Annotated in this window: 21 protein-coding genes and 1 riboswitch; of the genes, 10 read left to right on the top strand and 11 right to left on the bottom strand. The window is 40.8% G+C overall.

The genetic code is table 11. From position 1 onward, the window contains the following. Positions 1 to 32: 32 nt before the first annotated feature. Complete coding sequence (locus MHI15_RS13455; protein WP_341164483.1) at positions 33 to 740, top strand: DNA alkylation repair protein; 708 nt, start codon at positions 33 to 35, stop codon at positions 738 to 740. Positions 741 to 746: 6 nt separating this feature from the next. Beyond that, entirely contained in the window at positions 747 to 2645 is a 1899-nt protein-coding gene (locus MHI15_RS13450; RefSeq protein ID WP_312147358.1) for an AraC family transcriptional regulator, read from the top strand. Positions 2646 to 2732: 87 nt separating this feature from the next. On the opposite strand, the gene MHI15_RS13445 is transcribed toward MHI15_RS13450, so the two are convergent. The 4 genes from MHI15_RS13445 to MHI15_RS13430 all read right to left on the bottom strand — a co-directional run bounded on the left by MHI15_RS13445 (position 2733) and on the right by MHI15_RS13430 (position 8606). Beyond that, a complete protein-coding gene (locus tag MHI15_RS13445; RefSeq protein ID WP_341164482.1) occupies positions 2733 to 5084 on the bottom strand; it encodes an AraC family transcriptional regulator in 2352 nt (783 codons plus the stop codon). A gap of 78 nt (positions 5085 to 5162) precedes the next feature. After that, on the bottom strand, positions 5163 to 6698 hold the full coding sequence (locus MHI15_RS13440; protein ID WP_076282202.1) for a DUF3502 domain-containing protein: 1536 nt from the start codon (positions 6696 to 6698) through the stop codon (positions 5163 to 5165). A gap of 72 nt (positions 6699 to 6770) precedes the next feature. Beyond that, positions 6771 to 7655, bottom strand: a complete 885-nt coding sequence (locus tag MHI15_RS13435; protein ID WP_076278228.1) for a carbohydrate ABC transporter permease — start codon at positions 7653 to 7655, stop codon at positions 6771 to 6773. Positions 7656 to 7667: 12 nt separating this feature from the next. Continuing rightward, entirely contained in the window at positions 7668 to 8606 is a 939-nt protein-coding gene (locus MHI15_RS13430; RefSeq protein ID WP_139331004.1) for an ABC transporter permease subunit, read from the bottom strand. A gap of 351 nt (positions 8607 to 8957) precedes the next feature. Continuing rightward, positions 8958 to 9040, top strand: a riboswitch (glycine riboswitch). 147 nt (positions 9041 to 9187) lie between these two features. Here MHI15_RS13430 and MHI15_RS13425 point away from each other — a divergent pair. Beyond that, on the top strand, positions 9188 to 10600 hold the full coding sequence (locus MHI15_RS13425; RefSeq protein WP_076191542.1) for an amino acid permease: 1413 nt from the start codon (positions 9188 to 9190) through the stop codon (positions 10598 to 10600). Between the two features lie 165 nt (positions 10601 to 10765). On the opposite strand, the gene MHI15_RS13420 is transcribed toward MHI15_RS13425, so the two are convergent. Then, complete coding sequence (locus tag MHI15_RS13420) at positions 10766 to 11917, bottom strand: metallophosphoesterase (protein WP_076191544.1); 1152 nt, start codon at positions 11915 to 11917, stop codon at positions 10766 to 10768. Between the two features lie 236 nt (positions 11918 to 12153). Between MHI15_RS13420 and MHI15_RS13415 the strand changes: the two genes are divergently transcribed. Continuing rightward, positions 12154 to 13317, top strand: a complete 1164-nt coding sequence (locus tag MHI15_RS13415; RefSeq protein WP_248548897.1) for a sensor histidine kinase — start codon at positions 12154 to 12156, stop codon at positions 13315 to 13317. A 106-nt stretch (positions 13318 to 13423) separates the two neighbouring features. On the opposite strand, the gene MHI15_RS13410 is transcribed toward MHI15_RS13415, so the two are convergent. The 6 genes from MHI15_RS13410 to MHI15_RS13385 all read right to left on the bottom strand — a co-directional run bounded on the left by MHI15_RS13410 (position 13424) and on the right by MHI15_RS13385 (position 17728). Continuing rightward, positions 13424 to 14329: a DUF5643 domain-containing protein gene (locus MHI15_RS13410; RefSeq protein WP_076124237.1), complete on the bottom strand. Its 906-nt coding sequence runs from the start codon at positions 14327 to 14329 to the stop codon at positions 13424 to 13426. A gap of 23 nt (positions 14330 to 14352) precedes the next feature. After that, positions 14353 to 15507, bottom strand: a complete 1155-nt coding sequence (locus MHI15_RS13405; RefSeq protein ID WP_076191547.1) for a DUF4179 domain-containing protein — start codon at positions 15505 to 15507, stop codon at positions 14353 to 14355. After that, a complete protein-coding gene (locus tag MHI15_RS13400) occupies positions 15500 to 16042 on the bottom strand; it encodes a sigma-70 family RNA polymerase sigma factor (RefSeq protein ID WP_232061486.1) in 543 nt (180 codons plus the stop codon). The genes MHI15_RS13405 and MHI15_RS13400 overlap by 8 nt, the downstream gene beginning before the upstream one ends. Before the next feature lie 248 nt (positions 16043 to 16290). Then, positions 16291 to 16878, bottom strand: coding sequence for a class I SAM-dependent methyltransferase (locus MHI15_RS13395; protein ID WP_076191549.1), 588 nt, complete (start codon positions 16876 to 16878; stop codon positions 16291 to 16293). A gap of 36 nt (positions 16879 to 16914) precedes the next feature. Next, positions 16915 to 17070: a hypothetical protein gene (locus tag MHI15_RS13390; protein WP_341164481.1), complete on the bottom strand. Its 156-nt coding sequence runs from the start codon at positions 17068 to 17070 to the stop codon at positions 16915 to 16917. Between the two features lie 193 nt (positions 17071 to 17263). Beyond that, positions 17264 to 17728 (bottom strand): VOC family protein, encoded by a 465-nt coding sequence (locus MHI15_RS13385; protein WP_076191553.1) that lies wholly within the window; start codon positions 17726 to 17728, stop codon positions 17264 to 17266. Between the two features lie 158 nt (positions 17729 to 17886). Here MHI15_RS13385 and MHI15_RS13380 point away from each other — a divergent pair, with 158 nt between their 5' ends. The 6 genes from MHI15_RS13380 (at position 17887) to MHI15_RS13355 (ending at position 25424) form a co-directional block, all read left to right on the top strand. After that, complete coding sequence (locus tag MHI15_RS13380; RefSeq protein ID WP_076191556.1) at positions 17887 to 18321, top strand: Lrp/AsnC family transcriptional regulator; 435 nt, start codon at positions 17887 to 17889, stop codon at positions 18319 to 18321. Between the two features lie 100 nt (positions 18322 to 18421). Beyond that, entirely contained in the window at positions 18422 to 20158 is a 1737-nt protein-coding gene (locus MHI15_RS13375; RefSeq protein WP_076191558.1) for a sensor histidine kinase, read from the top strand. A 5-nt stretch (positions 20159 to 20163) separates the two neighbouring features. Beyond that, positions 20164 to 21744 (top strand): response regulator, encoded by a 1581-nt coding sequence (locus MHI15_RS13370; RefSeq protein ID WP_305953987.1) that lies wholly within the window; start codon positions 20164 to 20166, stop codon positions 21742 to 21744. A gap of 196 nt (positions 21745 to 21940) precedes the next feature. After that, complete coding sequence (locus MHI15_RS13365; protein ID WP_036682339.1) at positions 21941 to 22861, top strand: ABC transporter permease; 921 nt, start codon at positions 21941 to 21943, stop codon at positions 22859 to 22861. Positions 22862 to 22901: 40 nt separating this feature from the next. Further along, on the top strand, positions 22902 to 23783 hold the full coding sequence (locus tag MHI15_RS13360; RefSeq protein WP_076124225.1) for a carbohydrate ABC transporter permease: 882 nt from the start codon (positions 22902 to 22904) through the stop codon (positions 23781 to 23783). 54 nt (positions 23784 to 23837) lie between these two features. After that, positions 23838 to 25424, top strand: coding sequence for an ABC transporter substrate-binding protein (locus MHI15_RS13355; RefSeq protein WP_076132834.1), 1587 nt, complete (start codon positions 23838 to 23840; stop codon positions 25422 to 25424). Positions 25425 to 25746 lie beyond the last annotated feature (322 nt).

The raw sequence follows: 25746 nt of genomic DNA, 5'->3' as shown, positions 1-25746 counted from the left end.
CTAGCCAATAATCTAAAAAGGAAGTGCGAACAATGGATTTAGAAACGGTCATGCAAGAGCTTGAAGCTCTCGGCAAGGAACGCACCAAGAAAATATATCTATCCAATGGCGCGCACGAACCGCTTTTTGGTGTGGCCACAGGCCAGATGAAGCCTATCTTCAGAAAAATAAAACATAATCAACCATTGGCCGAGCAGCTTTATGCTACGGGAAATTACGACGCTATGTATTTTGCCGGGGTGATCGCGGAGCCTGAAGCAATGACCGAGTCGGATTTTGAGCGGTGGATTGATGGCGCTTATTTCTATATGCTATCGGACTTTGTGGTGGCAGTAACGTTGGCGGAGACGGATATTGCGCAAGAGGTTTCTGATAAATGGATTGCCAGTGAGATAGAGCTGAAAATGTCGGCGGGCTGGAACTGTTACTGCTGGCTGCTCGGAAATCGCCCGGACAGTGAATTTTCCGCAGAAAAATTGGCCGCTATGTTGGAGCTTGCTAAAAATACGATTCATGATGCTCCTGAGCGAACGAAATACGCAATGAACAATTTCATCTACACTGTGGGCGTATCCTATCTGCCGCTTCATGATAAAGCGGTTGAGATTGCAAAGGAAGTTGGCCCGGTGGAAGTCCATACCGGTAGTGCAAAAAGCAAGATTTTGAATGCTTCAATTAATATTCAAAAGGCAGTTGATAAATCGCAGCTCGGCTTCAAACGAAAACATGTAAGGTGTTAGTCAATCATGGACATCAATGACCTTATTGCTGTATGGAATCACGCGAATTGCAAAGTAGTTGATATTCGTCGGATGACCCTTAGACCTGGCGAATCTATACCTTCCTATTACGTCCCCTCAAGGCTGTTTCTTATGTCGATTCACGGTAATGCTACAGTTAACCTGGGAAGCCAAGTTCACCGTTTACAGCGCTTTACAGTGCTTCATGTAGGCAAAGGAACTGTGCTCAACATTGACGCAGGCAGCGAGGGGCTGGATTACTATAGCATTTATTATAAAGTGAGTATGCATCCCTCACTACCCTTAGAGATTGCTACGCTATACGAGGGCGCTAAATCCTTTGATCATTCGTACAGCATGACGCCTGACAATTCGGTAGCGCTGTATCGCATAGTGAGCGAGATGTTTAAGGAGTGGGAGAAGCCGCAGCCGCTTGCGCGGTTGCATGTTCGCACTTTACTCCATCAGTTTGTGTATGAGCTATTTCATCAAATGTCGGTGCAAGGGGTTAATACGACTAAGCGTGATCTGGCCGCCCGGATTGCCGACATTATCCATGAACATTATACGGATAACATTACGCTGGAATCATTATCGGAAAGCCTGAACTATAGCGTAACCCATTTATCTTCCTACTTCAAAATCCGTACTGGACTTAGCCCGATTGATTACTTAATTAAGGTGCGCATCGAAAAAGCGGTGGCACTTCTGCTGGAAACAGATGCTACGCTGAAGGAAATTGCAGTGGGCGTCGGTTATCAAGACCCTAGTTATTTGGGCAGGCTGTTCAAAAAGTATAAGGGTGTTTCCCCGATTAGCTATAGAGAATTGCATTCCAGAAAGAACAAACTAGAAGATAGTCCTGCCACAAACATAGAATCCTCCATTGTTGCCCTTGAATCATTTGACTATACTGATTATATTGATAACGATTATCAGTATCATTTTGATCAAGAGGGAGATTCATTCATGTTTAAACATTCAAGGCCTACGCTGGCATCGGTATTGCTGTTAAGCTTCATTTTGGTACTGAGCGCATGTGGTACAAACGGTGCTACGGAGAATGCTGCCTCACAGCAGCCGAAGACCAAAATCGTTAAAACGGTTAACGGTGAGGTGGAGATCCCCCTTCATCCCAAAAGAATTGTTGCAGGTGAATATCTCGGCAGCTTAATTGCGCTTGGCATTACACCTATCGGAACCTCCGAACATCATATTAAAAATCCATATTTTCAGGAGTATTTGAAAGACGTTGAGAATATAGGGGACGGAAATGGAAATGTAGAGAAAATTCTGTCGCTTAATCCCGATTTGATTATTATGGATGATTTCTATCCTGAGCTAAATGAGCAGATGTCAAAAATCGCACCTACGGTCGTTATTCCATACGCTTCCTTAAAAACGGTACATGAGGAAGTGGCTTATTTCGGTGAGCTGCTTAGTGAAGAAGATAAGGCCAAAACCTGGCTTGCAGACTATGACAGCCGTATGGCCAATGCCAAGGAGAGCGTATTGAAGGTTGTGCCTGCAGATAGCACATTTTCCATTATTGAATGGTCTGAAAACAGCTTGATGGCCGTCGGAACAGACTTCGGCAAAGGTGGACAACCAATCTATAATGGATTAGGATTTAAGCCTCCTGCGGATATCGCCGCCGAAATGGCCGATCCGGGCTGGGCTTCATTCTCTGCTGAGGTCTTACCAAAGTATGCCGGTGACTATATTATTCTTACCTCCGACTCGAAAAAGCTGGATGAACTTAAAGCCGACCCGATCTGGGGCGCACTGCCAGCAGTCAAAAATGATCACGTATTTCTTTGGACAAGCGATCGCTCCGGCTACTGGGACCCAATAGCTATTCTGAGTCAGACAGAAGAGTTGGCGGCTTGGCTGACAAGCCACTAATACAACGTGTATTCCAAACCTAAAAGGCGCCCCTTCGGGTGCCTTTTTAGGTTTTTTTGGAGATGGTTCGCCGCCATGTTCTATGTGTCATTCTCCAGCTGATTCTGCAGTAACATCAAGATAATTGATCCTGTATTGCGACGGTGACAGCCCATATTTCTTCTTAAAGGCAGCAGCAAAATAAGAACTACTATTAAAGCCAACTTCGCTGGCAATGTCGTTAATATTGAAATCTTTCTTCTCCACCAGTAGAGCTGCGGCTCTTTGCAGTCTTAATTGATTTATATAATCTGGAAAGGTCTTCTGCGTAAAGCTGTTGAACAGTTTGCTAAAGTACGATGAGCTCATATTGTATTTTTCAGCAAGGGCATCAATGGATAGCGTATTATCGTTAAGATGCTCATGGATATACTCGATCGCCTTCATAATGTTGTTTTGCACCGTTAATGAACGGGAAGTTTTTAACTCTAAACAAGCACTGTCGAGCATTGTTTTTAGCAGGGTACTAAGCTCATCAATATTATTGCAGCTTTGCAGCTTCACATAGACATCCAGATAGATGCTACGGTATTCCTTATTTTCTACTATGGAGTTATGCGCTAGCATAGCAGCATCAGCAAGCAAATTGGCTAAATAACTTAAACCTGCTTCATATTCAATATTTTTCACAAGCTCAAGTAAAGCTTCTATATTTTCAAGAGGGATCGTTTGCAATTGGTTGCTTTTAATTAGCTCCAAAATCTTCTGTGTCAACTCATTCGCTTGCCCTTTGGATAGACTACTTGGTGTAAAGGTGTCAAAGATAAAGTACGACTGCTTGTAGCAAAACAATTTATTTCTTATCAAATGTTGGACTTGTTCATAGGAATCCGGTAATTGCTGCAAGTTATATGCTATTTGTGAAATGCCTATAGTGATATGAACTTTATAGTTCTCGGCAAGCTTATGAATCATTTGTTCAGCGTATTGCGCCACAACTTGCAGATCGTTTAGTAAAATACCCGACCGTCCTTCGCTGACAATTAGAATGAACTGATTGCTGCTTATCGGATAGGCTTTATAATCTATTTCCTGGCTCCATATTTGTTGCCCGACATTTTGCAAAAGAAGTAAGAGATTATAATCGAGATCTAGAGCAGAAGGTGCAGTAACTTCTACACTGATAACGCGATAATGTCCTTGATCTCCTAGCTTTTCTTGCAGGCTTTTCAGTTCTCGCGGCAGTTGCGGGTCTGCATTTTGTTGACTATAGTTACGCTTTTGAAGAAAATCTATAAATTCATTGCTGCTGTGCCGTGATTCCAAGGCACTCATTTTAGAAAGCGCTTTCGATATTGTCAGTGATGCTGTTTGTATCTCATCATAATGATTTCCATGTTCTTGCTCCTCTTCATCATCCTGCTCCGAGTTTCTGAAGGCTGTATAAATATTGAGCAGCATATGATTAACTGGCTTGTAAACTTTATTAGTGAACACATAACTTAATAATAGCGCAATGAAAATAATGAAGATGGAAAAGATAATAATCGCATTTCTAGCCTTAAGTAATTGTTCAATACTGCTTTGATAATCCATGACGGAAACGATACTGTATCCTTCATGCCCATTATTTACATAGGAAATTACTATATCTTCATCTTTACCCTTATTTTTCGATGAATAGCTGTTATAGCCATCTGTGGCATGCGCTATTTCATTTAGTGTAGTTGGTGCTATGGGATAATTATTGTTTTGTTCAGTTATAATTTGGCTTGTTTGATTATCTACGATTAATATACTGTCAGACTGATCTTCATAGCTGGAAAGAATGCTCTTACGTAATGTTTCCGTATTGGATACTATGATAATACCACTTTGACTAGTGCCGTATAAGGCTGTGCGCGAGGTTTGAAAAAATACGAGTCGCTGGCTGCCATCTGCTAATGTAATCGGAATAGGATAACGATCCGTCTTAGATTGCAGTACTTGCTTTAAAATATTTTGTTTTTCATTTCGATTAAGATAGTAGTCATCCAGTTCATAAATAATGTCATCCTGATTAAAAAAGAAAATGGAGTTGACGGATTCGTTCGCATTCAAAATCGGGTGTAAGTTATTGCTTATCTCTATCGCGTCCAATACGCTGGTGTTTTCATAGTCATAAATGTAAGAAATAGATTTGGGCATTTTATTAATAAGCTCTGTCAGGCGACGGTATTGATCTAGTTTGCTGTTGTATACGGTACTGATATTTTCCAGCTTATTTCGCAACATGTCATTAATTTGATTTTTCATATAAACATTAAAATATTGGAAGGCCGCAACATTGATAATAATTACAGTAATAATAGAAATGGATAAAAAGTTCATATAGACTTTGAACTTAAAGCTTTTGCGCCATCTATTGGCATATTTACTTACAAATTGTTTGCCTGGATTCAACAGCTTCAATAGCTTCATTCCCTCCTTATATGAAATTATGAAGGAATAGCCTAATTGTGAGTTGATGAATCAGGCTATTCCGATAGTCATATAAGCTTAATTAGTTGCTTTTTTGCTGGAAATGAACTCACTAAATTGTTTTTGATATTCAGCAATAAATTTTTCTAAACCGGCATCACGCAGCTTTTTCAAGGCAGTGTCAATATTGGAGTCATAGTCTTTAAAACCTTGTGATATGGGTTGTATATATTCTTGTTCTACGGCTTGCATTTGAGCGTATTCCGTTTTTACGGGCTCCATGTTGAAGGAGAAGCCAATATCTTTTTGTAGTATCGAGCCTTCGTTCCAATTTTGATACGTACTGATTTGTTCTTCAGTAATATAATCTCTAAATCTTGTAAAATGAATGTTATCAGGCAACCAAGTGTCGAACAATGTATCTTGATTAATAAACTCAATCTGTCCATCAGCAGTTAGGTTATAATCTTTGCCTTCAACGCCATACAGAATAAAGTCTGTCCATTCTTGACTGCTTTGCAGTAAGTTAATTAACTTCACGTAACCCTCAAGTTCAGCACCCTTTACATTAGCCCCAACTGCAAACGCTGTAGAATATGTGCCGCGTGACATTAGTGGTTTTTTCGCAGGATCACCTAAATAGTAGTTTTTGAACACCGCATTAGGGTTAGCTTTGCGTATGGCATCCATATACTCAAATACGCGATAGCTTGCACCCATGCCGAATAAGGCTTTGCCTGCAAAAAACGATGAATCTGCTTGTGCAGGATTTGACAAGGCGTAGCTTGGGATAAGACCTTCTTTATTCCATCTGCGGGCGATATCCGCCATTTGTTTGTATTCATCCGATTCATAAAAGCTGTAGACAGTCGGATCTTCCGGCTTGTTGCCATCGGTCATAATAAAGCTATACGGCTGATAAATATTAATGTTTGAATTAATCGAGCCATTGAAGATATTCAAGCTCCAGCCGCGTCCTGAGCCAATCATATCAGGATATTTTTGCTTTGCCAATTTGTAAAATTGCTCAACATCCTCAACGGTTTTCAAATCGGTCATACCGACTTCTTGCAGCAGATCCTCTCGTGCAATAATCACATAATTTTCTCCAGCATTTGGTTTATTGCCGAAAGGTAATGCATATTGCTTTCCGTTGACCTTCCAGATGTCAAACGCTTCATCGCCGCCCGTATTCTTTTTTAAATCGCCAGCATATTTTTCAGCAGCTTCAGTCAAATCAGCATAATAGCCCTTGGCAACGGATTTTGCCATAAATGCAGTATCGGTATATGTGGCGAATTTTTCGCCGGATGATAGCATTAGCTCGGTTTTACCAGTTGCATACTCGGTCCACGGTAAATATTGAATACTTACATCGACGTTAATCGCTTGCAGAACCTTGTCATGAAACTCATTTTTCGCAAAATCAGCCATACGTTTTGACTGCTCCCCGTAAAGCACTAACGTTGCTTTGGTCGGCTGATCGCCACTGCCATTATTGCTATTGTTGCTACCAGCTTCGTCCCCTTGCGACTTGCCGCCGCATCCGCTTAAAAGTCCCGCCAGCAGTAAAGATGCAAGCAGTAAGGTGAACCCTTTTCTCGATTTGCCCATAAGAACACTCTCCCAAATTTATATTTAGCCTACTAAAATTCAAATAGGCCTAACTACTATTGTTTTTTCTTATTATCCTTTTACAGCGCCAACAGTAACGCCCTTAACAAAGTACTTTTGTACAAAGGGATACAGCAAGATAATCGGACCAATCGCAATACAGGTAATTGCCATCTTAATCGTTTGCGAGGGCAGAATAACATGGCCTGCCATGGTGCCACTTGGATTGGCTGCAAGGTATTGAATATTGGCCATCATTTTGTACAAGATGTATTGCATCGTATATAGCTCGGGATTATTATTGAGCATTAATGGTAAATAGAAGTCATTCCAATATTGCAGTGCATAAAATAATGAGATCGTAACAAGCCCCGGTTTGGCTAACGGCAGCATCATTTGCATAAAAATCCGCCCATGACCAGCGCCGTCAATTTGTGCACTTTCCAGCAATTCATGTGGGATGGACTTGAAGAAATTACGTAGCAGATACATATTGAATACATTTATTGAATAAGGCAAAATCAATGCTGCCAACGAATCCTTCAGGCCGAAAAATTGTGTGGTCACTAAATACCACGGCAACATACCGCTGTTAAACAGCAGAGTAAAGTAAGCGAAGAACGCCAGTTTATTACGGTGCTTAAAATCTTTTACGGAAATGACGTAGGCAAAGCATGCTGTTATCGACACCGATAGTAGTGTGCCAAATATTGTCGTAAACAATGTTATCTTGTAGGCTTTTAAGATCATAAAATCAAGATTGGAAAATACATAACGGTAAGTATCCAATGAGAAATGACGTGGAATAATCGAAAAACCTTGCATAGTGATCGCCATTTCATCAGACAGTGAACCGGAAATCGCTAAAACAATCGGGAACAAGCAGAATAGTGCAAATATTGCTGAGCAGACATAAAAGGCTATATTAGTTAACTTATCAGCATTTGATCGTTTCAAATAGACACCCCCTTAAAATAATGTGGAATCTTTGTCGTACCAGCTTGTAATCTTGTTAGCGATAATAACAAGGAAGAAGCCAAAAACAGATTGATATAACGAAATCGCCGACGCAAACGCCATCTCACCATTTCTTACGCCGCTGCGATAAACAAATACATCGATCAGATCCGTGAAGGGTAACAAAATCGGGTTCATATTCGTCAAGCCGATAATCATATTTAGGTTACCGCGCAGCATATTGCCGACCGATAATAGAAACAAAATAATGATGGTCGGTTTAAGCATAGGAATTGTAATTTTAAAAATTTGCTGAAGTTTACTGGCGCCATCTACCTCGGCGGCTTCATACATGGAGGAATCAAAGCCAGTCAACACACCAAAATAAATAATGGAGTTATAACCTGTACTTTGCCAAATCACCACAATGACCAGAATCGGAATCCAAATCCACGGCGTAGCATAAAAATCATAAGTTGAACCGGTGATGCTTTTAATAATCTGATTTAGAAAGCCTGTTTCATTATTCAAAATTGCATTTAGAATGGAGCCAATAACCATCCAAGACATAAAAAACGGAAAAAACATAATGCTTTGATTAACTTTGACGAATCGGCGACTAGAAATTTCATTGAGCATAATAGCAATCGCTACCGCGAAGATGGTGCCAAATACAAAAAATAAAATATTGAACATTATCGTATTAAATGTCGCCCGCATTGCAGTATCAAAATTGTTAAAGAAAAATTGAAAGTTTTTAAAGATGGGATCTGCCCATGGGCTGTTAAAAATACCTCCGTCAAAGCGATATTCCTTAAACACTAAAATCGACCCTGCCATTGGCAAGTAGGAAAAGGCCAACAGCGCTAATATGCCGGGCAGTGCCATCATATAAAGAAGCCCGTCTTTTTTGAGTGCGCTCATAAACCTATTGCTTGTTTTTTGTCTCAAATAAATTCCCCCTCACTTAGTTGCCATGCATAACAAGCTGCCTGTACTCCTCTAATAAAACGCTTTCAAAAGCTAAATGAAATACGTACTCCAAATAGTAATCTTTTGGGTCTTAAAGTAAATCGCAATTAGAGGAGAAGCTTTTAAAAACGAGCATTTTACCCTCGTTTAGGCTATTAATTTCTCGCATTTTTATTAAAAATCCGTATTATGTGTTTAAATCCAGCGGTAATTAATGTTATTGACAAAATATTTGACAATGATTAGTATTGAAAAATATTAAAAATGAAGTTAGCGGCATAACAATTAAATAATTCGCAAGCTATGATTGCTATGGATCACACTATAGCAGGAGCAGCTTCTGGAGAGACCGTGGGGGATTCCCCCGGCGCCGAAGGGTTCACAATCTCAGGCAAAAGGACAGAAGAGTACTAGATAATTCATTTGTTATTCTGATCATCGTCAGAGTAAAGGAATGTATTTTATTTATTATTCTTAGACCTAAGAGATTGGAGCGTATCCAATCTCTTTTTTGTTATCATTTTTACTTGTACATTTTTTCACATAAGGGGGAGTTTGAAATGGCAGCACAAGAATTAAAGAGAGATTTAGAGAATCGGCATGTTCAGCTCATTGCGATTGGTGGAACCATCGGTACCGGATTATTTTTAGGATCAGGTAAAGCTATACAACTGGCAGGACCATCCATCATTTTTGCTTATTTAATCGTGGGTATCGCTATTTTTTTTGTGATGAGGGCATTAGGAGAACTTCTGTTGTCTAAAGCAGGTTATCAATCTTTTACAGACATTGCCGAAGACTATCTTGGACCGCGGGCGGCGTTTGTAACTGGATGGACCTATTGGTTTTGTTGGATCATGACGGCTATGGCCGATATTATAGCTGTTGGGGTCTATGTACAATATTGGTTTGATATCCCGCAATGGATACCCGCAGTCATTTGTTTGATTATTTTATTAGGGCTCAATTTATTAACGGTAAAAAGCTTTGGCGAATTGGAATTTTGGTTTGCTTTAATTAAGGTAATCACTATTCTCGCATTGATTGCTATCGGGGTAGTCTTACTGGTGATTGGATTCAAAACAACTACCGGAACGGTTGCGCTCAGTAATATTTGGGCACATGGGGGAGTATTTCCAAACGGGATTTCAGGGTTCCTGCTTTCATTTCAAATGGTTGTGTTTGCTTTTGTGGGTGTGGAATTGGTAGGCGTATCGGCAGCAGAGACCTCCAATCCAGAAAAAACTATCCCATCGGCGATTAATAAAATACCTTTACGAATTCTATTTTTCTACGTGGGTGCTATTATTGCCTTATTATGCATCAACGCTTGGACAGAACTAAACCCGGCAGAAAGTCCTTTTGTTAAAACATTTAGTTTAGTGGGGATTCCGATTGCCGCGGGGGTTATTAACTTCGTTGTATTAACTTCAGCTGCGTCCGCTTGTAATAGCGGGATGTTCTCAACAAGCCGGATTCTATACAATCTAAGCAGAAATGACCAGGCTCCAGCCAACTTTGCAAAGCTTAATAAAAATCATGTACCAAGTAATGCTTTATTCATATCCACGCTTGTCTTATCTGTAGGCGCTTTGTTGAGTAAGCTGATTCCGGAGACGGCTTTTGGCATCGTGACAACAATTAGTGCCATTTGTTTCATCTGGGTTTGGGGCGTCGTTCTAATTTGCCATTTGCGATATAAAAAGACGAAGCCGGAATTGCAGGCCAAATCAAAATTCAAAGCACCGTTTACACCCTTTGTGAATTATGTTGTTCTAGCTTTGTTTGCAATCATACTCATAATTATGCTATTTGCTGATGAAACTCGTCCGGCCTTATTGTTGACGCCTTTATGGTTTATATTATTATTTGTTTTGTATTCGATAAATAGAAGAAAGAGGGAAAGAATAACGCCTGATCCAAGAGCACGTCTCGAAGGTATTCGGACTAACACGGAGATCCGGCATGATTAGTCGATGAGGGTGCTTGCTGATATTACAGTTGGATAGGCAGACATAGAAATCCACCACCGCATACGGTGGTGGATTTTCTCATTAATGTGGTCGATGCTCTTTTTCGAACTTGTGTATGCTATCGGGATATTCTTCCATGTTTTTTAATCAGTCTAAAATTATCGTCTATTTAAAATCAACTTTGATTTGTGCTATCTCACTATTCGTGCCAATTCGTAATGGCGGTCCCCAAGTCCCTGCACCAGATGTAACGATGACGTGAGGGCTGTTAGGATTCTTCTGATAGTGGCCATAATCTACTGTAAACATAGCATTGGTGATCAGATTTGCAGGGAATACTTGTCCTTGATGCGTATGTCCGCTAAGTATCAAATCAACGTCATCTGCGTATTCAATCCTATTGGTTGGTTGATGATCCATTACGATAACGGGCATATTTGTATCAATGTCACTCATCACTTCTGAAGTAATTGCTCGAGGGTTCCCTTGATTACCAATCGGTGATGAATCCCTTCTGCCAACAACAACGAATTGATTATCAATAACGACATGCTCATCATTTAGAAGTTTGATATTACTCTTATCTATAAAGTTCACGATCTCATCGTATGAGCGTCCTGCATCATGGTTACCTAAACAAGCATAAACTCCATAGGTTGACTGAATAGTACTTAATAACTCTATTCCTTTGGAAGGGTTAGAGAGCGCATAGTAGTTACCATTAAATATATCTCCTGTCATCAACACTATATCCGGCTGTAGTCCATTAATACGATCAACAACGTCTTCAATAAACTTTACATCATTTACGTAGCCTAAATGTAAGTCGCTGATCAGGACGATATTTAACTGATCTAATGAAGTGTTTTTATGTATTTGGAGCGGATAGGTGACTTCTTTTAAATGATTTGCATTATAAATCCCATAGGACACCAATCCTATGACTAGAATTAATACTATGGACCTTGTATGAAAAATAACACGTGCTGGTATAGGAGAAGGGAGGACCTTGATCCATTTACTAATTAGTAAGATTACATCTGAAAGGATCAAAAGCAAGAACAAATAGAAGTAGATACCCATCCAATAGTCCCCGAATTGACCAATAAAATTAACAATATTTGAATTGGTCGTCATAGCTGAAGAAGACAATAGTAAATTAATAATGATTGATAACGCACATAAGCTGTAGATGACTCCATATATGATCCCGTTTATATGTGAAAATATATGTTGTAACCATTTAAAAATCTTTCTCGCAATGTAATAGTTAGTTGCCGCGTACATAGCGAATATAAATAAAAATGCAAATACCATAGGGTACACCATCCTAATGCTTTAGATATCAGAACTAAAGTGAATACATTAATTATAGCAATAATTACTAGTTTCAGAAATTAAATGGGGTATTGAGTTTACTGGTTTTTTCAGTTATTGTTTATTACTATTTCAGCTGATATAATTCTTATTTCGACAATCAATTTAAAAGTGGTGAATTCATGAGAGAGTTCTACAGTCGGGTGAATCGAAAAACCTATTACATATTAATGTTAATGATCATCGTTCTTATGATGTCTGGATTAATACTATCTACTCTAGAGTTAGATGGAATTGATTTTGGTTATATCATTCATTTTTTATGTGTGGCGTTTCTAACGGTTTGTTTATGGATTTACCCTAAGCATGAGACACATACTTTTAGAAAGATTATCATTCTATTTGGATTTGCGTATTTTTATACGCTATTCTTTTTATATCCTCAAACTTGGACTACCTATATCCTCATTTGTCTTATTCCTGCACTCTCTATTCTATTTTTTGATTTAAAATTGTTTTATTTTTCCTTCATTATAAATGGAATACTGATGGTAATTACATTTGGCTATATCCTCTTGATTGATAGAGGGGATCTATATACATATTTACATTATGATATTCTAGGGAATTTCATTAATATAATAGCGGTTCAAGTGTTATTATTTTTCATTTTTCAAATATCATTTAAACGGATGAAAAAACAGCAGCTTTATTATGAACAATTACAGCAATCTGAGCGTTTAAAGATGGTTGGACAATTAACAGCTGCCGTTGCGCATGAAATTAGAAATCCAGTGACAGTGGTTAGAGGTTTTTTGCAGTTTTTTGATGAGGATCCTTCATTTGATGATCCTATGAAAAGAAAATTTAAATTAATGATTGATGAATTGAACACAGTAGAACAGATTATCTCGCAATTTCTAACCCTTTCAAAGCCAAATGGAGAACAAAAACTAGAAAAAGTAGATGTGAAGGATGTTATTGAAAGTGTCACAGGATTGCTCCATTCCTACGCAATGTTATCTGATAATCAAATTGTTACCTATGTAGAAGAAGACTGCATGATCTCTATTAATAAAATTGAATTTAAGCAGCTGCTTATTAATATAATAAAAAATGCTTTAGAGGCTTCGGATGTTGGTAAATCTGTCTCTATTATGGCGAATAGGAACAATAATTTTATTGAGATAACAATCATTGATGAAGGAAGCGGGATGTCGGAAGCTGAGGTTAAGTCGCTAGGGACTCCTTTTTATTCATTAAAAAGTAATGGAACAGGTCTAGGATTAATGATTTGCTTTAATATCGTAGAAAAGTACGGCGGCGAAATTTATTATAGTAGTTCTGTAGGTAAGGGGACAACAGCTACTATCCGCTTTTTAGCTATAAATGACCAGTAAAACGGGACATTCTTTCCGTTGAAAGAAGGGGATTACCTCAAGCCTTCGGCCGGAGAGGTAATCCCCTTTTCCTAGATAAATATGTTTATGTTTGCTACGCTAACGATTATTTTAGAGGGATTTTGATCTCCAATTGCTTGTTGTAATTTTTAACTACATTGCCTTTGGCATCTACTTTATAAGCCCCGGTGTTGCCTTTTTCAAATACGGCTTGATACGGTCTGATAATCAGATATTCTGCCGCTGAGCTAGGTGCTTCGAACAATAAATCTTCAGAAACCGTATTTTGAGTTGCTGCAACAGAATCCCTTGCAATAAATTCTAATTCATTTCCCAGATTATCATAAATGTCATATCCTAAAGCCTGTGCTTGGGTGGCAACCCCTTTAACCGCTAAAGCGATACGCACAGAAGTCTCTCCTGCAGCAACACGGGTGGTTTTGATTTCAAATTGGTTGTCTTTCTTTATAGCAGGCAGCTGAATGTTACGCACTAATCCTGCTTGCTTGAGAGAAAATTTAAGTACATACGGTTCATCGATTCCGTTAAGCTTCACATGGATACTCAATTCAGAGGAAGCCAGGTTTGCCTTTTGTTGCTCAGTTAACCATCCGGTCTGCAATACAACAACCGCCTTGTTGGCATCACCGTCACTGATCCAGCGTGGTGTTTTTAAATCAATGCCTCCTGGTTGAGTGAGCTTAGCGTCTATTCCCACAATAGTACCTTCTGCAAGATAGGGCTCACCTTTATCATTTAAAGTTACTCCTGCGAGCATTCCTGAAAATAGCGATCCCTCACGGCTCAGGTCGATCTTAATATAGTTACCATCAAACTGCGCACTGCCCTTTAAAGTAAGCTGATCGTGTGAATCGGCCACTTTTGTTGTATTCAGGGAAGCTTCAACAGCGGGTTGGGCACTGGATGCTTGAGTTAAAGCTGGCATTCCCAACGCTCCTAGGCATACAGCAGCACTTAAAATTACAGACATCTTCTTAGTCATTTTTTTCATGATATTATCAAGCTCCTTAATTTTTATTTAACTAGCACGTTTATCTCTAGACCATCAATATAATGCTTCACTGGGTTTCCAGAACTGTCTGTTTTAAATGCTCCATTCTTACTTTGTGGGTTCTCAAACTCATAAAGATAGCCACGGATTGTGAGCATATTAGGGTGTTTCTCAAATGGCTCAGTAAGCAAATCGACATTAAGTGACCTATTGGAAGTCGAGAGGACTTTCTGTGAAATATCTTTCAGCACCTGTCCTTGTTGATCCTTTACTTCAAAGCCCACTAAACTCAATGCTGCATGATCTTCGTCTGTATCCTGTTCCAGCATGAGCGACAGGCGTGTCGTTAATGGACTATATTCCAGCTTTTTCAGGATCAAACTCCATCCTCCAACTTGTGCGCGTATATCAGGTGTGGAAATTTTATTAATCGTAGCCTTCCGCGCAGGAATTTGGAGAACAAACGGTTCATCCATACCGTTTAAGCCAAGAGTTACGGTCAATACAAATCGATCAGGAAAAGGTTTGTTGGAGATTCCGGAATTCGAGGAATCCACTAGTCTAAAAATAGCTGTGTTGCTTTCCGCACCTTCTATCCAGCTTAGAAACGGCATAGCTTTCCAGAGACCATCTGAAAATTGCTCCAGGGAAGCGCCGTCGATCAATACTTCTGCAGAGGTTATTGCACCTTTCGCTAAAAAAGGCTTCCCATCCGCTCCAATCGTTACTCCAGCTAGCTTACCTTCCAGTTCTTCTCCCTCACGCTTCACCGAGAATGCCAACCGGCTGCCATCAAATACAGCCTCTTCGGCAGACAAGGTAATCCCTTCATGCGTATCACTACTGTTTAGACGGGAAGTCAGTCCCAGACGCTGGGCCGCTTGTAACCCTATATCATCTGCCCGTTCAAAAATACCGCCTATCAAGGGAAGCTGCTTGAGCGCATTGGCCAATGTAGGCGGATAGATAGCCGTTAGCATAACACTTAACAATATCGCCGCAGTCACAGCAGCTGTGATTTTTGGATATATCCGCTTTTCCTTTTCCACAGGATCCTGGACAATGGTGGCCAGCGATGCATAAAGCGAATCCTGCCGTGATCGTAGTAAAGGAGGAAGCTCCTGTATATTAGCTTTCCCTAGCTCCCTGATCTGCTTTTCTAAATTGTTATTATTCATTAGCAAGACCCTCCTCCCGCACAGGATGTATCTGTTTGGACAACAATCTCCGTGCGCGATGAAGTCGTGCCCTGACCGCTCCCTCGGAGATGTCGAGCACATCTGCAATCTGCTTAATGGATAAATCGTCATAATAAAAAAGCACGATAGCAAGCCGCAGGGATTCGTCCAACTGATTAATGAAGCTTTGCAGGTCTACGTTGCCTGAATCTTCAAAATGCACATAGGAAACGACCGGTTCCTCGGGAATTTCCGCCACAGCTATAGTTCGTTCTCGCATACGAAGTAACTGATTGCATTCATTAATCAGGATGCGTATAACCCAGGTTTTAAAAAACTTAGGCTGTTTAAGGTTGGCCAACCCTTTATACACCTTCAGTGTTGTTTCCTGAAGAGCATCCGCGCAATCTTCATCTTTTAGCAGAATGGTTTTGGCTAATCTGTACAACTGGGATTCCAGTTGCCTGAAAAGACGGGTAAACGCCTCGTGGTCGCCTTTCTGCGCTTTTTTGATATCCAGTTCGTTTTCCAGCAAATGATTTTTCCTCCTTGAGGGCCCTCTGTATAATTAGATGGAGAAGACATCCAAAAAGTTATATTTAGGATAAAATTCATTCTCCTACACAAATCACTTACCTCGGTAGTAGTATAAAATCCATGCAATTCATTGTTTTTGGCAAAGATGGAGAGGTTAATAGAAAGGGGGGGACTTCAAGTGGATAAACTGAAATAAATTCAGGAATTACCACCTTATCAGAAGAGAAGTAGTGGGGTAATCCTGAATTAAAAAGTGTATACATATACCTTGGTACGCAGTGTGTCCGTGCATGTTATGGTACGGACAGGCTGCATGCCTGGAAGGGCAAAACAAATGCTAATGACCACTGCGCCCGGCAGTAGCTCACGCTTGAACTTGTCCCCCAGCCGTTTCATCGCTCCGGGAAATAAGTAACAAAGAACAATATCCGCATGCTCGTAAGAGCTGCTATAGATATCCCCACGTACATAACGAAGCCTTCCGTGGAGCAGATTCTGGCCTTCGTCTGCTCGCAGCATACGTGTGCCGAACCTAGCAAGCAGCTGGGATGTCCACAAGGGAATACTGGAATTTTCAATGCCTGTCAGCCTTTTGCCTGGACATTGGCGAATAACATCCATGCCAAGTGTTCCCCAACCCGATCCCGCCTCCACAATGCTGCTATATCCCGGAATCCGATTCACCTCAACGGCAACAGCCGAGCGTACAGATTTTGACGTAGGCATCGGCGATATCCCGTTCCTCCAGCTCACCAGCACAATCGACACCATGGATAACAAGGCTGCGAAGGCGATGAGCCAAGCGATGACTTGAATCACGATCAATACTATCATTCCTTCTTCATCTGCTAGAAGCAGGATTCAATTCTCTTACTTTCTCCCAGCATTTCGTTTATTAACTTCATATGGATAAAGATCCTGAATTTCCTTGCTTTCAATATCTTGACCTACATAAAAAATCAGACTGGGATCATTTGCTGGATGGGCATAAGAAAGATAAGTGCGATGTATAAAATCAAAGTCCATCTTACCCAGCTGGAAATCGATTTGATATTTATCTTCTAAATAGACTTCAAATTGCTTTTTTAAAGCCAGAGACTTCCACGGAAGTCCAAAGAATAAAAAGTAGACTCCTATAAGAAATATCAAAAAAATTAAGAGGAAAAGCGACCTTTTACTGAGAATGGTATGTTTTATAATTCATAACCCTCCCTAGCGTTTATTCTACATGAACTTTGCTGGACATTTCAAAATCAACCTCTTCAAGAAATTCGATAACTTCTCCATTGGGACTGTGAATGATCGCGTTTTTTATTAGAAGAGGCGGTTCGCCCAGAGACAGAGAATCCGGTGCTATAAAAGCCTTTGCCCCATGTGCAAGGGCTTTTTGATACATCTCCTCTACATTATCCACATAGAAGGCAAGATGTAATAACGCTCCGTGTGCTATATTTTCATCAGACAAGGCTTTTTTTCCTTGAGCGGCGATGACTGCATCATTATCAAAAATCTCAATACAGGTTCTGCGGTCAGGTGAAATCAGCATGGAGGCTTCTTTGATCTGAAAGGATGGCAGACTCCAATGATGACCTAGCTTGAATCCTAAAACGTCAATATAGAAAGAAATAGTTGCTTTATAGTCTTTAGCTTGAATCGCTACATGTGCAAGGCCTTTTACACTCATTTATAATCGCTCCCAACTTTAATATATACTTATTATAGTTGTATTAAAATATGAGATATATATATAAGATAAGTGTTTTGTAGTAATATGGTTATTAAATTTAAGGTATTTTAGTGGAATAAGTTTATTTTATAAAATGAGTTTAGGAGGCGCTTGCTATGGAACAACTTGTGGATGACATTGATAAAAAGATTATGCAATTACTTCAGTACAATGCCCGAATGTCCATTTCACAAATCAGTAAAGAGGTTTCGATGTCACAACCCTCTGTTAAAGAACGAATGATCAAGCTGGAGGAAAGGAATATCATTTCTGGGTATCATACAGCTTTTAATCTACGAGATCTGGATCGGGGCACAACTACGTTTATTCTATTAAAAACAGAACATTGCCAAGAGATTACGGATTTTTGCAAATATGCTATGGAAGTTACCGATTTATATCGGATTAGCGGAGAATATAATTACCTCATAAAGGTGCAAACCGCGTCGATTGAGGAGTTAGCTGAATTCCAAGACAACCTTATAAAGTTTGGACCTTCAAAATCTCATATCAGTCTGAAAAATATATTGGAAAACAGGGTGTTGCTCTAAAGCCCATTTTCCAAACACAATACCTAGTAACCGCTTTCATTCCATTGTAGAATGGATGAAAACAACGTTAGCATTAACTCGGATACAAGGGAGCATGGGTATGGAGAGGTTTTTATTCAGTAAAAAGTATATTCCGTTCACCTATAAGATGATGATACCGTACCTCATTCTAGTATTGCTGACAGATGTATTGGTGGGTTATATAGCTTATACGATGCTCGTAGAGTCCAGAACGGAAATGGCGGAAACGAATGTCCGGACAGCTTTGAAGCAGACGAGGAACAATATCGAATATCAGACAGATGAAATCAAACGAATGACTAACTCGCTGTTTCTCAATACGAATTTTCAGAATGCTCTGCAGTTTAGGGGAGATGCATTGGAAAACATGCTCAAAATGAGGGATGATATCGTTCCTTATATGAAAGCCCCTCTGCAATTGTATGGGAACAATCTGAGACTTGTGCTCTATACCGCGAATGAGACGATGCTTGAAATCCCCGGTGATGATATGTCTGTACCTATCGGTAGAAGCGATTATTATATTCTTTCTGATCAGGTTATTGAAGATAAGGAATGGTTCAAGTCGATTGTTGCCAATAACAAAGACAGCTTGTGGCTTCAGGCGGACAGCGACAGTGAACTAAGCAATATTTCGTATTTCCGCAAGCTGGTTTCTTCTAAGGGAGGCCCATCGATTATTGGTTATATTCGCGTCACGGCGAGAATTGACGAGCTTTTTGGCAATTTCGATACCTTTCCGATTGAACAGGGTATAGACCTTCGTCTAGTGGATCGGGTTAGTGGATTAACGCTTTATGAACAAGGTATTGTCGATGAACATGCGAAGCAAGATGCTTATCTGATCATTAGTGAAGATATTCCGTTGTCTGACTATGCTATCGAGGTACGGGTGCCGCATGCCTACTTGAATAAAGATGCTAGCCGAATGCAGAAGGTGATCACCACGGTTTGTTTGATCAGCTTTTTAGTCATGGCGGTGATCGGCTTCCTCGTTGCCCGCATATCAGGCAAAAAAATTAAACGGATCGTATATTTGGTCCGGTCCTTTCAGGAAGGGAATTTTTATAAAAGAATTGGGTTTGCCGGGAATGATGAATTTGTCTACATTGCTAATAGTTTTAATCAGATGGCGACTAGTATCCAGGACCTGATCCAGAACGTCTATGAGCAAGGGATTCAGAAAAAGCAAGCAGAACTGGATGTGCTTCAAGCTCAGATCAGTCCGCATTTTTTATACAATACATTGTCGACCATTGGCAGCTTAGCCAATTTGGGCGAAGTTGAGAAGGTTACACAGATGGTACAAGGTCTTTCTAAATTCTATCGCCTCACCTTGAATGAAGGACATGTCTATATCTCTCTTGAAAAAGAGCTGGAGCAGGTAAGGATGTACCTTGAAATTCAGAGGGTAAAGTATGCCGATGCGTTTGAGGTTTATTATGATATTGATCCTGATATTTTACAGGTTCCTATCATCAAGCTGATTTTGCAGCCATTTGTAGAAAATATATTCAAGCATGCTTGGTTTGGGGAGACGATTGCGATCCGGATTACCGGAAAACGGCTGGGTGAACGCATCGAGCTCAAGGTCATCGATAACGGAATTGGTATGCGGGCGGAGACACTGCGAAATATGCGTTCAAGCTCATTCCATTCGAGCAGCTATGGACTGAGAAACGTGGAGGAACGAATCAAGCTGAGATACGGCCATGATTTCGGCATTCATATCGGCAGTTACTTTGGGGCAGGAACGACCGTTCAAATTATCTTACCGGTGGATAATGCGGAAATCCGGGAAGTTATGGGGGAGTAAATAGTATGGCGATGGAGATCAACGTTCTGCTGGTGGATGATGAAGTGATCGATTTGGAATGGCTTAGACGGCGGGTGGCGGGCAGTGATCATTTGCCTTTGCATAGCGTGAGAACGGCAACTAGCGGTTTTTCCGCTTTAAAAATGATGGAGCAGCACCGCATTGACATCATTCTCTCCGATATCCGCATGCCGATTATGTCGGGCGTGGAATTTGCCCGGAAAGCGAAGGAGATTAACCCTGAGGTCCATCTGCTTTTTATTAGCGGACATCAGGATTTCAACTATGCCAAAGAGGCCATTCAATTAAATGCCTCCGGTTATTTGCTTAAACCCGTCGATGATGACGAGTTAAATAAGACGCTGACTGAACTCTGCGCCAAGATTGAGAAGGAGAGGAAGCAGCATATTTCCTTATCGGAAACACTGACGCTTGTGAATCAGGAGCTGCTGCTGCGCTGGTTTAATGAGACTGCCCCGGGGCAGGTAGAGACGCATATTCACAACGTTCTTACGTCTTACTTACAAGGCGCGTCGGCGGTTGCCATCGTCGAGATCGACGATATGGCACGGAAAATCCAAACTTGGACGGAAGAAGAGCGGAGTTTATGGAGCAGCACAGCTAATCAGTTTATCCGGAAGTTCGCGCAAGATCAAAATTTAGGCATGGTCATCACAACCTATGACTATCATTTTGTGATCCTTGCTGCGGTTCAGGAACAATATTTTACCACTTTGATGGAAGAGCTCATTCGGTCATTCTATCAGGAGTTTTCCTGTTCAATTACGATTGGAAGAGGGATGTACACAACAGAACTGGGTAAGCTGCATGATTCCTATCGGCAGGCTCAGGCTGCTTTAAGTATTAAATGGATTGTTGGGAAAAATAGAATCATCCAAGATGCCTCGGAATGGAGCCCGAAGGAAAAAATCGCCTCAGATTTAGAGGTTATTGTGGACCGGATGCTTAAAGCGATGCTTGATTACGACCTTACCACCATTGATGATTGTTTGCTGCAGCTGTTTGCCGGGGACAGTCCGCTCTCCCAGAAAAATGACATCTACGATATCATTATTCGAATTACCTCCAAGCTTCATGCCGATCTGCAGCAAATGAACGAGCATCTATACGAGATTTTGAATTGGGATTCACATCATCCCTTTGTGCTGTTTCAGTTTGAAACGGTGCATGATATTCTCTCTTGGCTGAGAAGAAGATTTTTTGAGTTGTCGGAGCTGCTTTATTTGAAACGGCAAAGACAAAAGCGGAAGTTAATTGATGAAATCACGGAATATGTGAAAGAAAGATTAGATCAAAAAATAACGCTGAACGAAGTGGCCGCCCATTTCGATTTTACGCCTAACTATCTCGGTCATTTATTCAAGGTTGAAACCAACAGTTTATTCAGCGATTTTTTAAGTGAATTACGGATGAAACGGGTATGTGAGCTGCTCGAAGATCCGACTAAGAAAGTGTATGAGATTGCGGAACAAGCCGGATATAAAAATATTATTTATTTCAACAGACAGTTCAAGCAATGCATGGGCATGTCGCCCGGAGAGTACCGGAAGAAAAATAAAATCTAACAAAAAAGCGGTGAAAATGAAAACCCGGCGATGATTTTTCGGTTATTGGAGAATCGCTGCCGGGTGTTTTTGGTCTGCCGGCTAACCTTTTTTTGTCGAATCGTTGAATTAGTATTATGTTTAGTTGTTTCGCTGAATTATCTAGGCGCCTTCGCCCTTTTATAATAAGAGATATAGAGAAGAGAGGGGTGCAAAGATGAAAGGGCATACATTTTGGAGCGATTTAAAGAATTATAGGGTTCTCTTGCTGATGCTGGCTCCGGCGGTTGCTTTTTTCCTTCTGTTTGCCTATGTCCCGATGGCGGGCATTATTATTGCCTTCAAGCATTACGATTATGCGGGCGGTATTTTTGGAAGTGCCTGGAACGGGCTCGACAACTTCCGCTTTTTCTTTGAATCAGGTGATGCTTGGCGGGTAACACGAAATACAGCACTATATAACATTGCGTTTATCGTCGTCAATAACAGTTTGCAAATTTTTGCAGCGATTATGTTGTTTGAGGTCGGTGGTAAATGGTTCCGCAAAATCACACAATCGGCGTTGTTCCTGCCTTACTTTATCTCATGGGTCGTTGTCGGAGCGATTGCTTATAACCTGCTCAATTATGATATTGGCACCGTGAATGCTTTGCTCAGAGGTATCGGACTCCAGCCTGTCGATATTTATAATACACCTTCCTATTGGCCGTATATTCTGGTTATAGTTTCTGCCTGGAAAAGTCTCGGATACGGAACGGTGATGTACTTGGCCGCGATTACGGGGATAGATACAGAAATGTATGAAGCAGCCGAAATCGATGGGGCTAATATTTTTCAGCGAATTATGAAAGTAACCATTCCGAATTTGTATCCAACGATTATTATTCTGGTGCTGCTGGCAGTCGGGAACATTTTCCGTGGTGATTTCGGGATGTTCTATAACATGATCGGCAACAACGGCTTGTTGTTCTCCTCGACAGACGTTATCGACACTTTCGTATTTAGGTCACTGATTACTTCGAATGATATCGGCATGTCAGCTGCAGCTGGTGTTTTCCAGTCCGTTCTTGGCTTCGCGACGATCATGTCAGTGAACTATGCTGTCCGTAAATACGACAAAGACCGCGCTCTGTTCTAATCGTATCAGGAGTTAAGTCTTTCATAATGGAGGTAACGATATGAAGCAACTTGATCGTAAAATATTTTCAGGTATTGGTTATGTATCCCTGATTTTTCTCTCAGTTTTATGTATTTTTCCTTTTATACTTGTCGTATCTTCATCCTTTACGGAAGAATCCAAAATCCTAACGGATGGTTATCAATTTATACCGACTGCCTTCTCAACTGAGGCCTACAGCATTTTGTTTAAGTATCCCGAACAGATGATTCAAGCCTATATAGTGACAATAGGAGTTACTATACTCGGCACGGTGCTTGGCTTGTTTCTGACTTCGATGACTGCTTATGCGCTATCCCGAAAAGATTTTAAGTGGCGCAATAAATTTTCATTCTTCTTTTTCTTTACGACTTTGTTTAGCGGCGGTTTGGTTCCGTGGTATCTGCTTATGGTCAACTACCTTCATATGAAGGATACGCTGATGGCCTTAGTGGTTCCGATGATGCTCAATGTCTTTTATATCATTGTTATGAAGTCTTTTATGGGCAGCATTCCAGAAGCAATTGTAGAATCAGCAAAAATTGACGGCGCAGGCGACTTTAAGATCTATGCTCGTCTAATCCTGCCGCTGTCCAAGCCGGCGTTAGCTACCATTGGATTGTTTCTAGCGCTGGCCTACTGGAATGACTGGTACAATGCATTGCTGTTTGTATCGAATGAAAACTTGATGCCGCTCCAATATTATTTGTATAAAATGCTAGGCAATATGGATGGCATGCGCAAAGCGATGATGGGTGCAGGGGCAGTCGTAACGACATCGATCCCAACCGAGAGCTTGAAAATGGCGATGACAGTTGTGGCCACTGGCCCGATTTTGCTGGCTTATCCATTCGTGCAGAGGTATTTTGTCCAAGGTTTGACGATTGGTGCTGTGAAAGGATGAACCCGGGGAAACTCGGTTTATCAATATAATTAAACACAAGGGGGAAGGCTTGAGATGCTGAAGAGAAATAGATTGATGATGCTAGCGCTCGTTTTAACCTTCGTAATGATTCTAAGTGCATGTGGTGGTGGCAATAACAATGCTAATACGTCTGCACAGGCTACAAATAATGCGTCAGAGGGAGGAAGCGACACTACGAACACCTCAGAACCTGCAACTACCTCAGACACCCTTGATACCTCTAAAGAAGTGAAGCTGAAAATGATTTTTGTTGGCCCTAAACCGATAGACTATGATAGCGTTTTTGCTGAGATTAATAAAAAGCTGAAAGAAAAAATCAATGCTACTGTAGAGGGCGAGTTTCTGGATTGGTCGGACTGGGCACAAAAATATCCGCTGAAGCTGGCAGCTAATGAGGATTTTGACCTCATCTATTCGGCAAACTGGGCTGGTTACAATGACCAGGCGCTGAAAGGCGGATTTCTGGAATTGACCGATGAGCTGCTTACCAAATATATGCCGCAGACTTTAGCAGCTATGTCTGATGTGAGCTGGGATCAAGCTAAGGTAAACGGCAAACTGTATATGGTTCCGCAAAACAGAGGGGAATCCGTTGAAAAACTGATTTTGTACCGCGAGGATTTGCGTAAGAAATACAATCTTCCGGAGATCAACAGCCCAGAAGCGTATGCTACTTACTTGAAAACCATAGCACAAAACGAAAAAGGAATTACACCGTTCACCCCGGAAACAGGAGACTGGAAATATCATAATTTGGACCGTGTATTGCTGAAGCAACAAAACGAATGGAATATGTTTGATCTCGACCTTCCGTTTGCTTTCAAATTGACGGATGAAAAAGGGCAAGTATTTAACGTATATGAAACGCAAGAGTTTAAAGATCTACTCGTATATTACAAAGATCTCGCTGATAACAATGCATGGTCGAAAAACGTTCTAAACAGTAAAAATGATCATCAGGCCGATTTTAAAGCAGGCAAAACAGCATCGATTACGCACAACAACGGAACACTTGGAGCACTTATGGCTTTGATGCGCCAAGAGAATTCCCCTTATGAAGTAGCATTGGCTGACATCAACCAAGGCAAGAAGAAATCAGTGGCGATTTCCACCCAAAACGGTACTTCGATCCACGCTACTTCCAGAAATGTGGAACGTTCCTTGATGTTCCTCGATCTGATGCAAAATGATAAAGAACTGCACGACCTGATGATGTACGGCCTTAGCGGTGTACATTACGAAGCGGTTGGCGATGACAAATATAAAGCCCTTGAAAAGAATCCGAACTATACTGGCTTCTCTAACTGGAACTTCAACTCGCCACTTAACCGTGACAATGAAGCATTCCCGCAAGAAGCAAACGATCTGGCTAAAGGCTGGGAAGCAAATGTCTATCACTACGCGCTGGAAACCTTTGTATTTGATAACAGCAAAGTGAAAACGGAAATTGCCAATGTTGGTAACGTAATGCTCCGTTATGCGATTCCGCTCGAATACGGCGTAATCAAAGATATCGACAAAGGTCTTGAAGATCTGAACAAGCAACTGAAATCCGCGGGCATTGATAAAATCCAAACCGAACTGCAAACTCAAATCGATGCTTTCTTGGCAAACAAATAAGCTACAGAATAAGGGAGACCTAACAGTCATCAAATGGCTGTTAGGTCTCCCTGTTTAATTGGGCTCATCCGCGGGTGAAGCCGCTATCGGACACAGTTGACCCTAATAGCAGCATTATCGCACTTTTGGAATACTAACGGACCTCATAGTCGCTATTAGCCTAAAACACGCCTAGAATGAAGTTCAGGATAAAGAATAGCTGCACTGGAGTCCGAAAGTCTGCTTTAAAGGCTGAAAATCAGTAAATAAAGTCACCTCGGTCCGTTAGGCAGACCAGAAACAAAAGGCAGCAACCCTTTTGCTAGGGAAATGGATACTTAGG

Origin of the sequence: Paenibacillus sp. FSL H7-0918, assembly GCF_038007025.1 — a bacterium.
Lineage (GTDB): Bacteria > Bacillota > Bacilli > Paenibacillales > Paenibacillaceae > Paenibacillus_AQ > Paenibacillus_AQ odorifer.
The sequence above is the reverse complement of the archived record's forward strand: the minus strand, read 5'-3'. Positions and strand labels throughout refer to the sequence as shown.

Bases quoted from the DNA above. Each gene is read 5' to 3' on its own strand.
- MHI15_RS13380 (WP_076191556.1), top strand. From the start codon at position 17,887: ATGGAACAACTTGTGGATGACATTGATAAAAAGATTATGCAATTACTT.
- MHI15_RS13410 (WP_076124237.1), bottom strand. From the start codon at position 14,329: ATGAAAAAAATGACTAAGAAGATGTCTGTAATTTTAAGTGCTGCTGTA.
- MHI15_RS13420 (WP_076191544.1), bottom strand. From the start codon at position 11,917: ATGGTATTTGCATTTTTATTTATATTCGCTATGTACGCGGCAACTAAC.
- MHI15_RS13385 (WP_076191553.1), bottom strand. From the start codon at position 17,728: ATGAGTGTAAAAGGCCTTGCACATGTAGCGATTCAAGCTAAAGACTAT.
- MHI15_RS13405 (WP_076191547.1), bottom strand. From the start codon at position 15,507: ATGAATAATAACAATTTAGAAAAGCAGATCAGGGAGCTAGGGAAAGCT.
- MHI15_RS13375 (WP_076191558.1), top strand. From the start codon at position 18,422: ATGGAGAGGTTTTTATTCAGTAAAAAGTATATTCCGTTCACCTATAAG.
- MHI15_RS13355 (WP_076132834.1), top strand. From the start codon at position 23,838: ATGCTGAAGAGAAATAGATTGATGATGCTAGCGCTCGTTTTAACCTTC.
- MHI15_RS13450 (WP_312147358.1), top strand. From the start codon at position 747: ATGGACATCAATGACCTTATTGCTGTATGGAATCACGCGAATTGCAAA.
- MHI15_RS13455 (WP_341164483.1), top strand. From the start codon at position 33: ATGGATTTAGAAACGGTCATGCAAGAGCTTGAAGCTCTCGGCAAGGAA.
- MHI15_RS13365 (WP_036682339.1), top strand. From the start codon at position 21,941: ATGAAAGGGCATACATTTTGGAGCGATTTAAAGAATTATAGGGTTCTC.
- MHI15_RS13360 (WP_076124225.1), top strand. From the start codon at position 22,902: ATGAAGCAACTTGATCGTAAAATATTTTCAGGTATTGGTTATGTATCC.
- MHI15_RS13440 (WP_076282202.1), bottom strand. From the start codon at position 6,698: ATGGGCAAATCGAGAAAAGGGTTCACCTTACTGCTTGCATCTTTACTG.
- MHI15_RS13370 (WP_305953987.1), top strand. From the start codon at position 20,164: ATGGCGATGGAGATCAACGTTCTGCTGGTGGATGATGAAGTGATCGAT.
- MHI15_RS13415 (WP_248548897.1), top strand. From the start codon at position 12,154: ATGATCATCGTTCTTATGATGTCTGGATTAATACTATCTACTCTAGAG.
- MHI15_RS13425 (WP_076191542.1), top strand. From the start codon at position 9,188: ATGGCAGCACAAGAATTAAAGAGAGATTTAGAGAATCGGCATGTTCAG.
- MHI15_RS13445 (WP_341164482.1), bottom strand. From the start codon at position 5,084: ATGAAGCTATTGAAGCTGTTGAATCCAGGCAAACAATTTGTAAGTAAA.
- MHI15_RS13390 (WP_341164481.1), bottom strand. From the start codon at position 17,070: ATGGACTTTGATTTTATACATCGCACTTATCTTTCTTATGCCCATCCA.
- MHI15_RS13395 (WP_076191549.1), bottom strand. From the start codon at position 16,878: ATGATAGTATTGATCGTGATTCAAGTCATCGCTTGGCTCATCGCCTTC.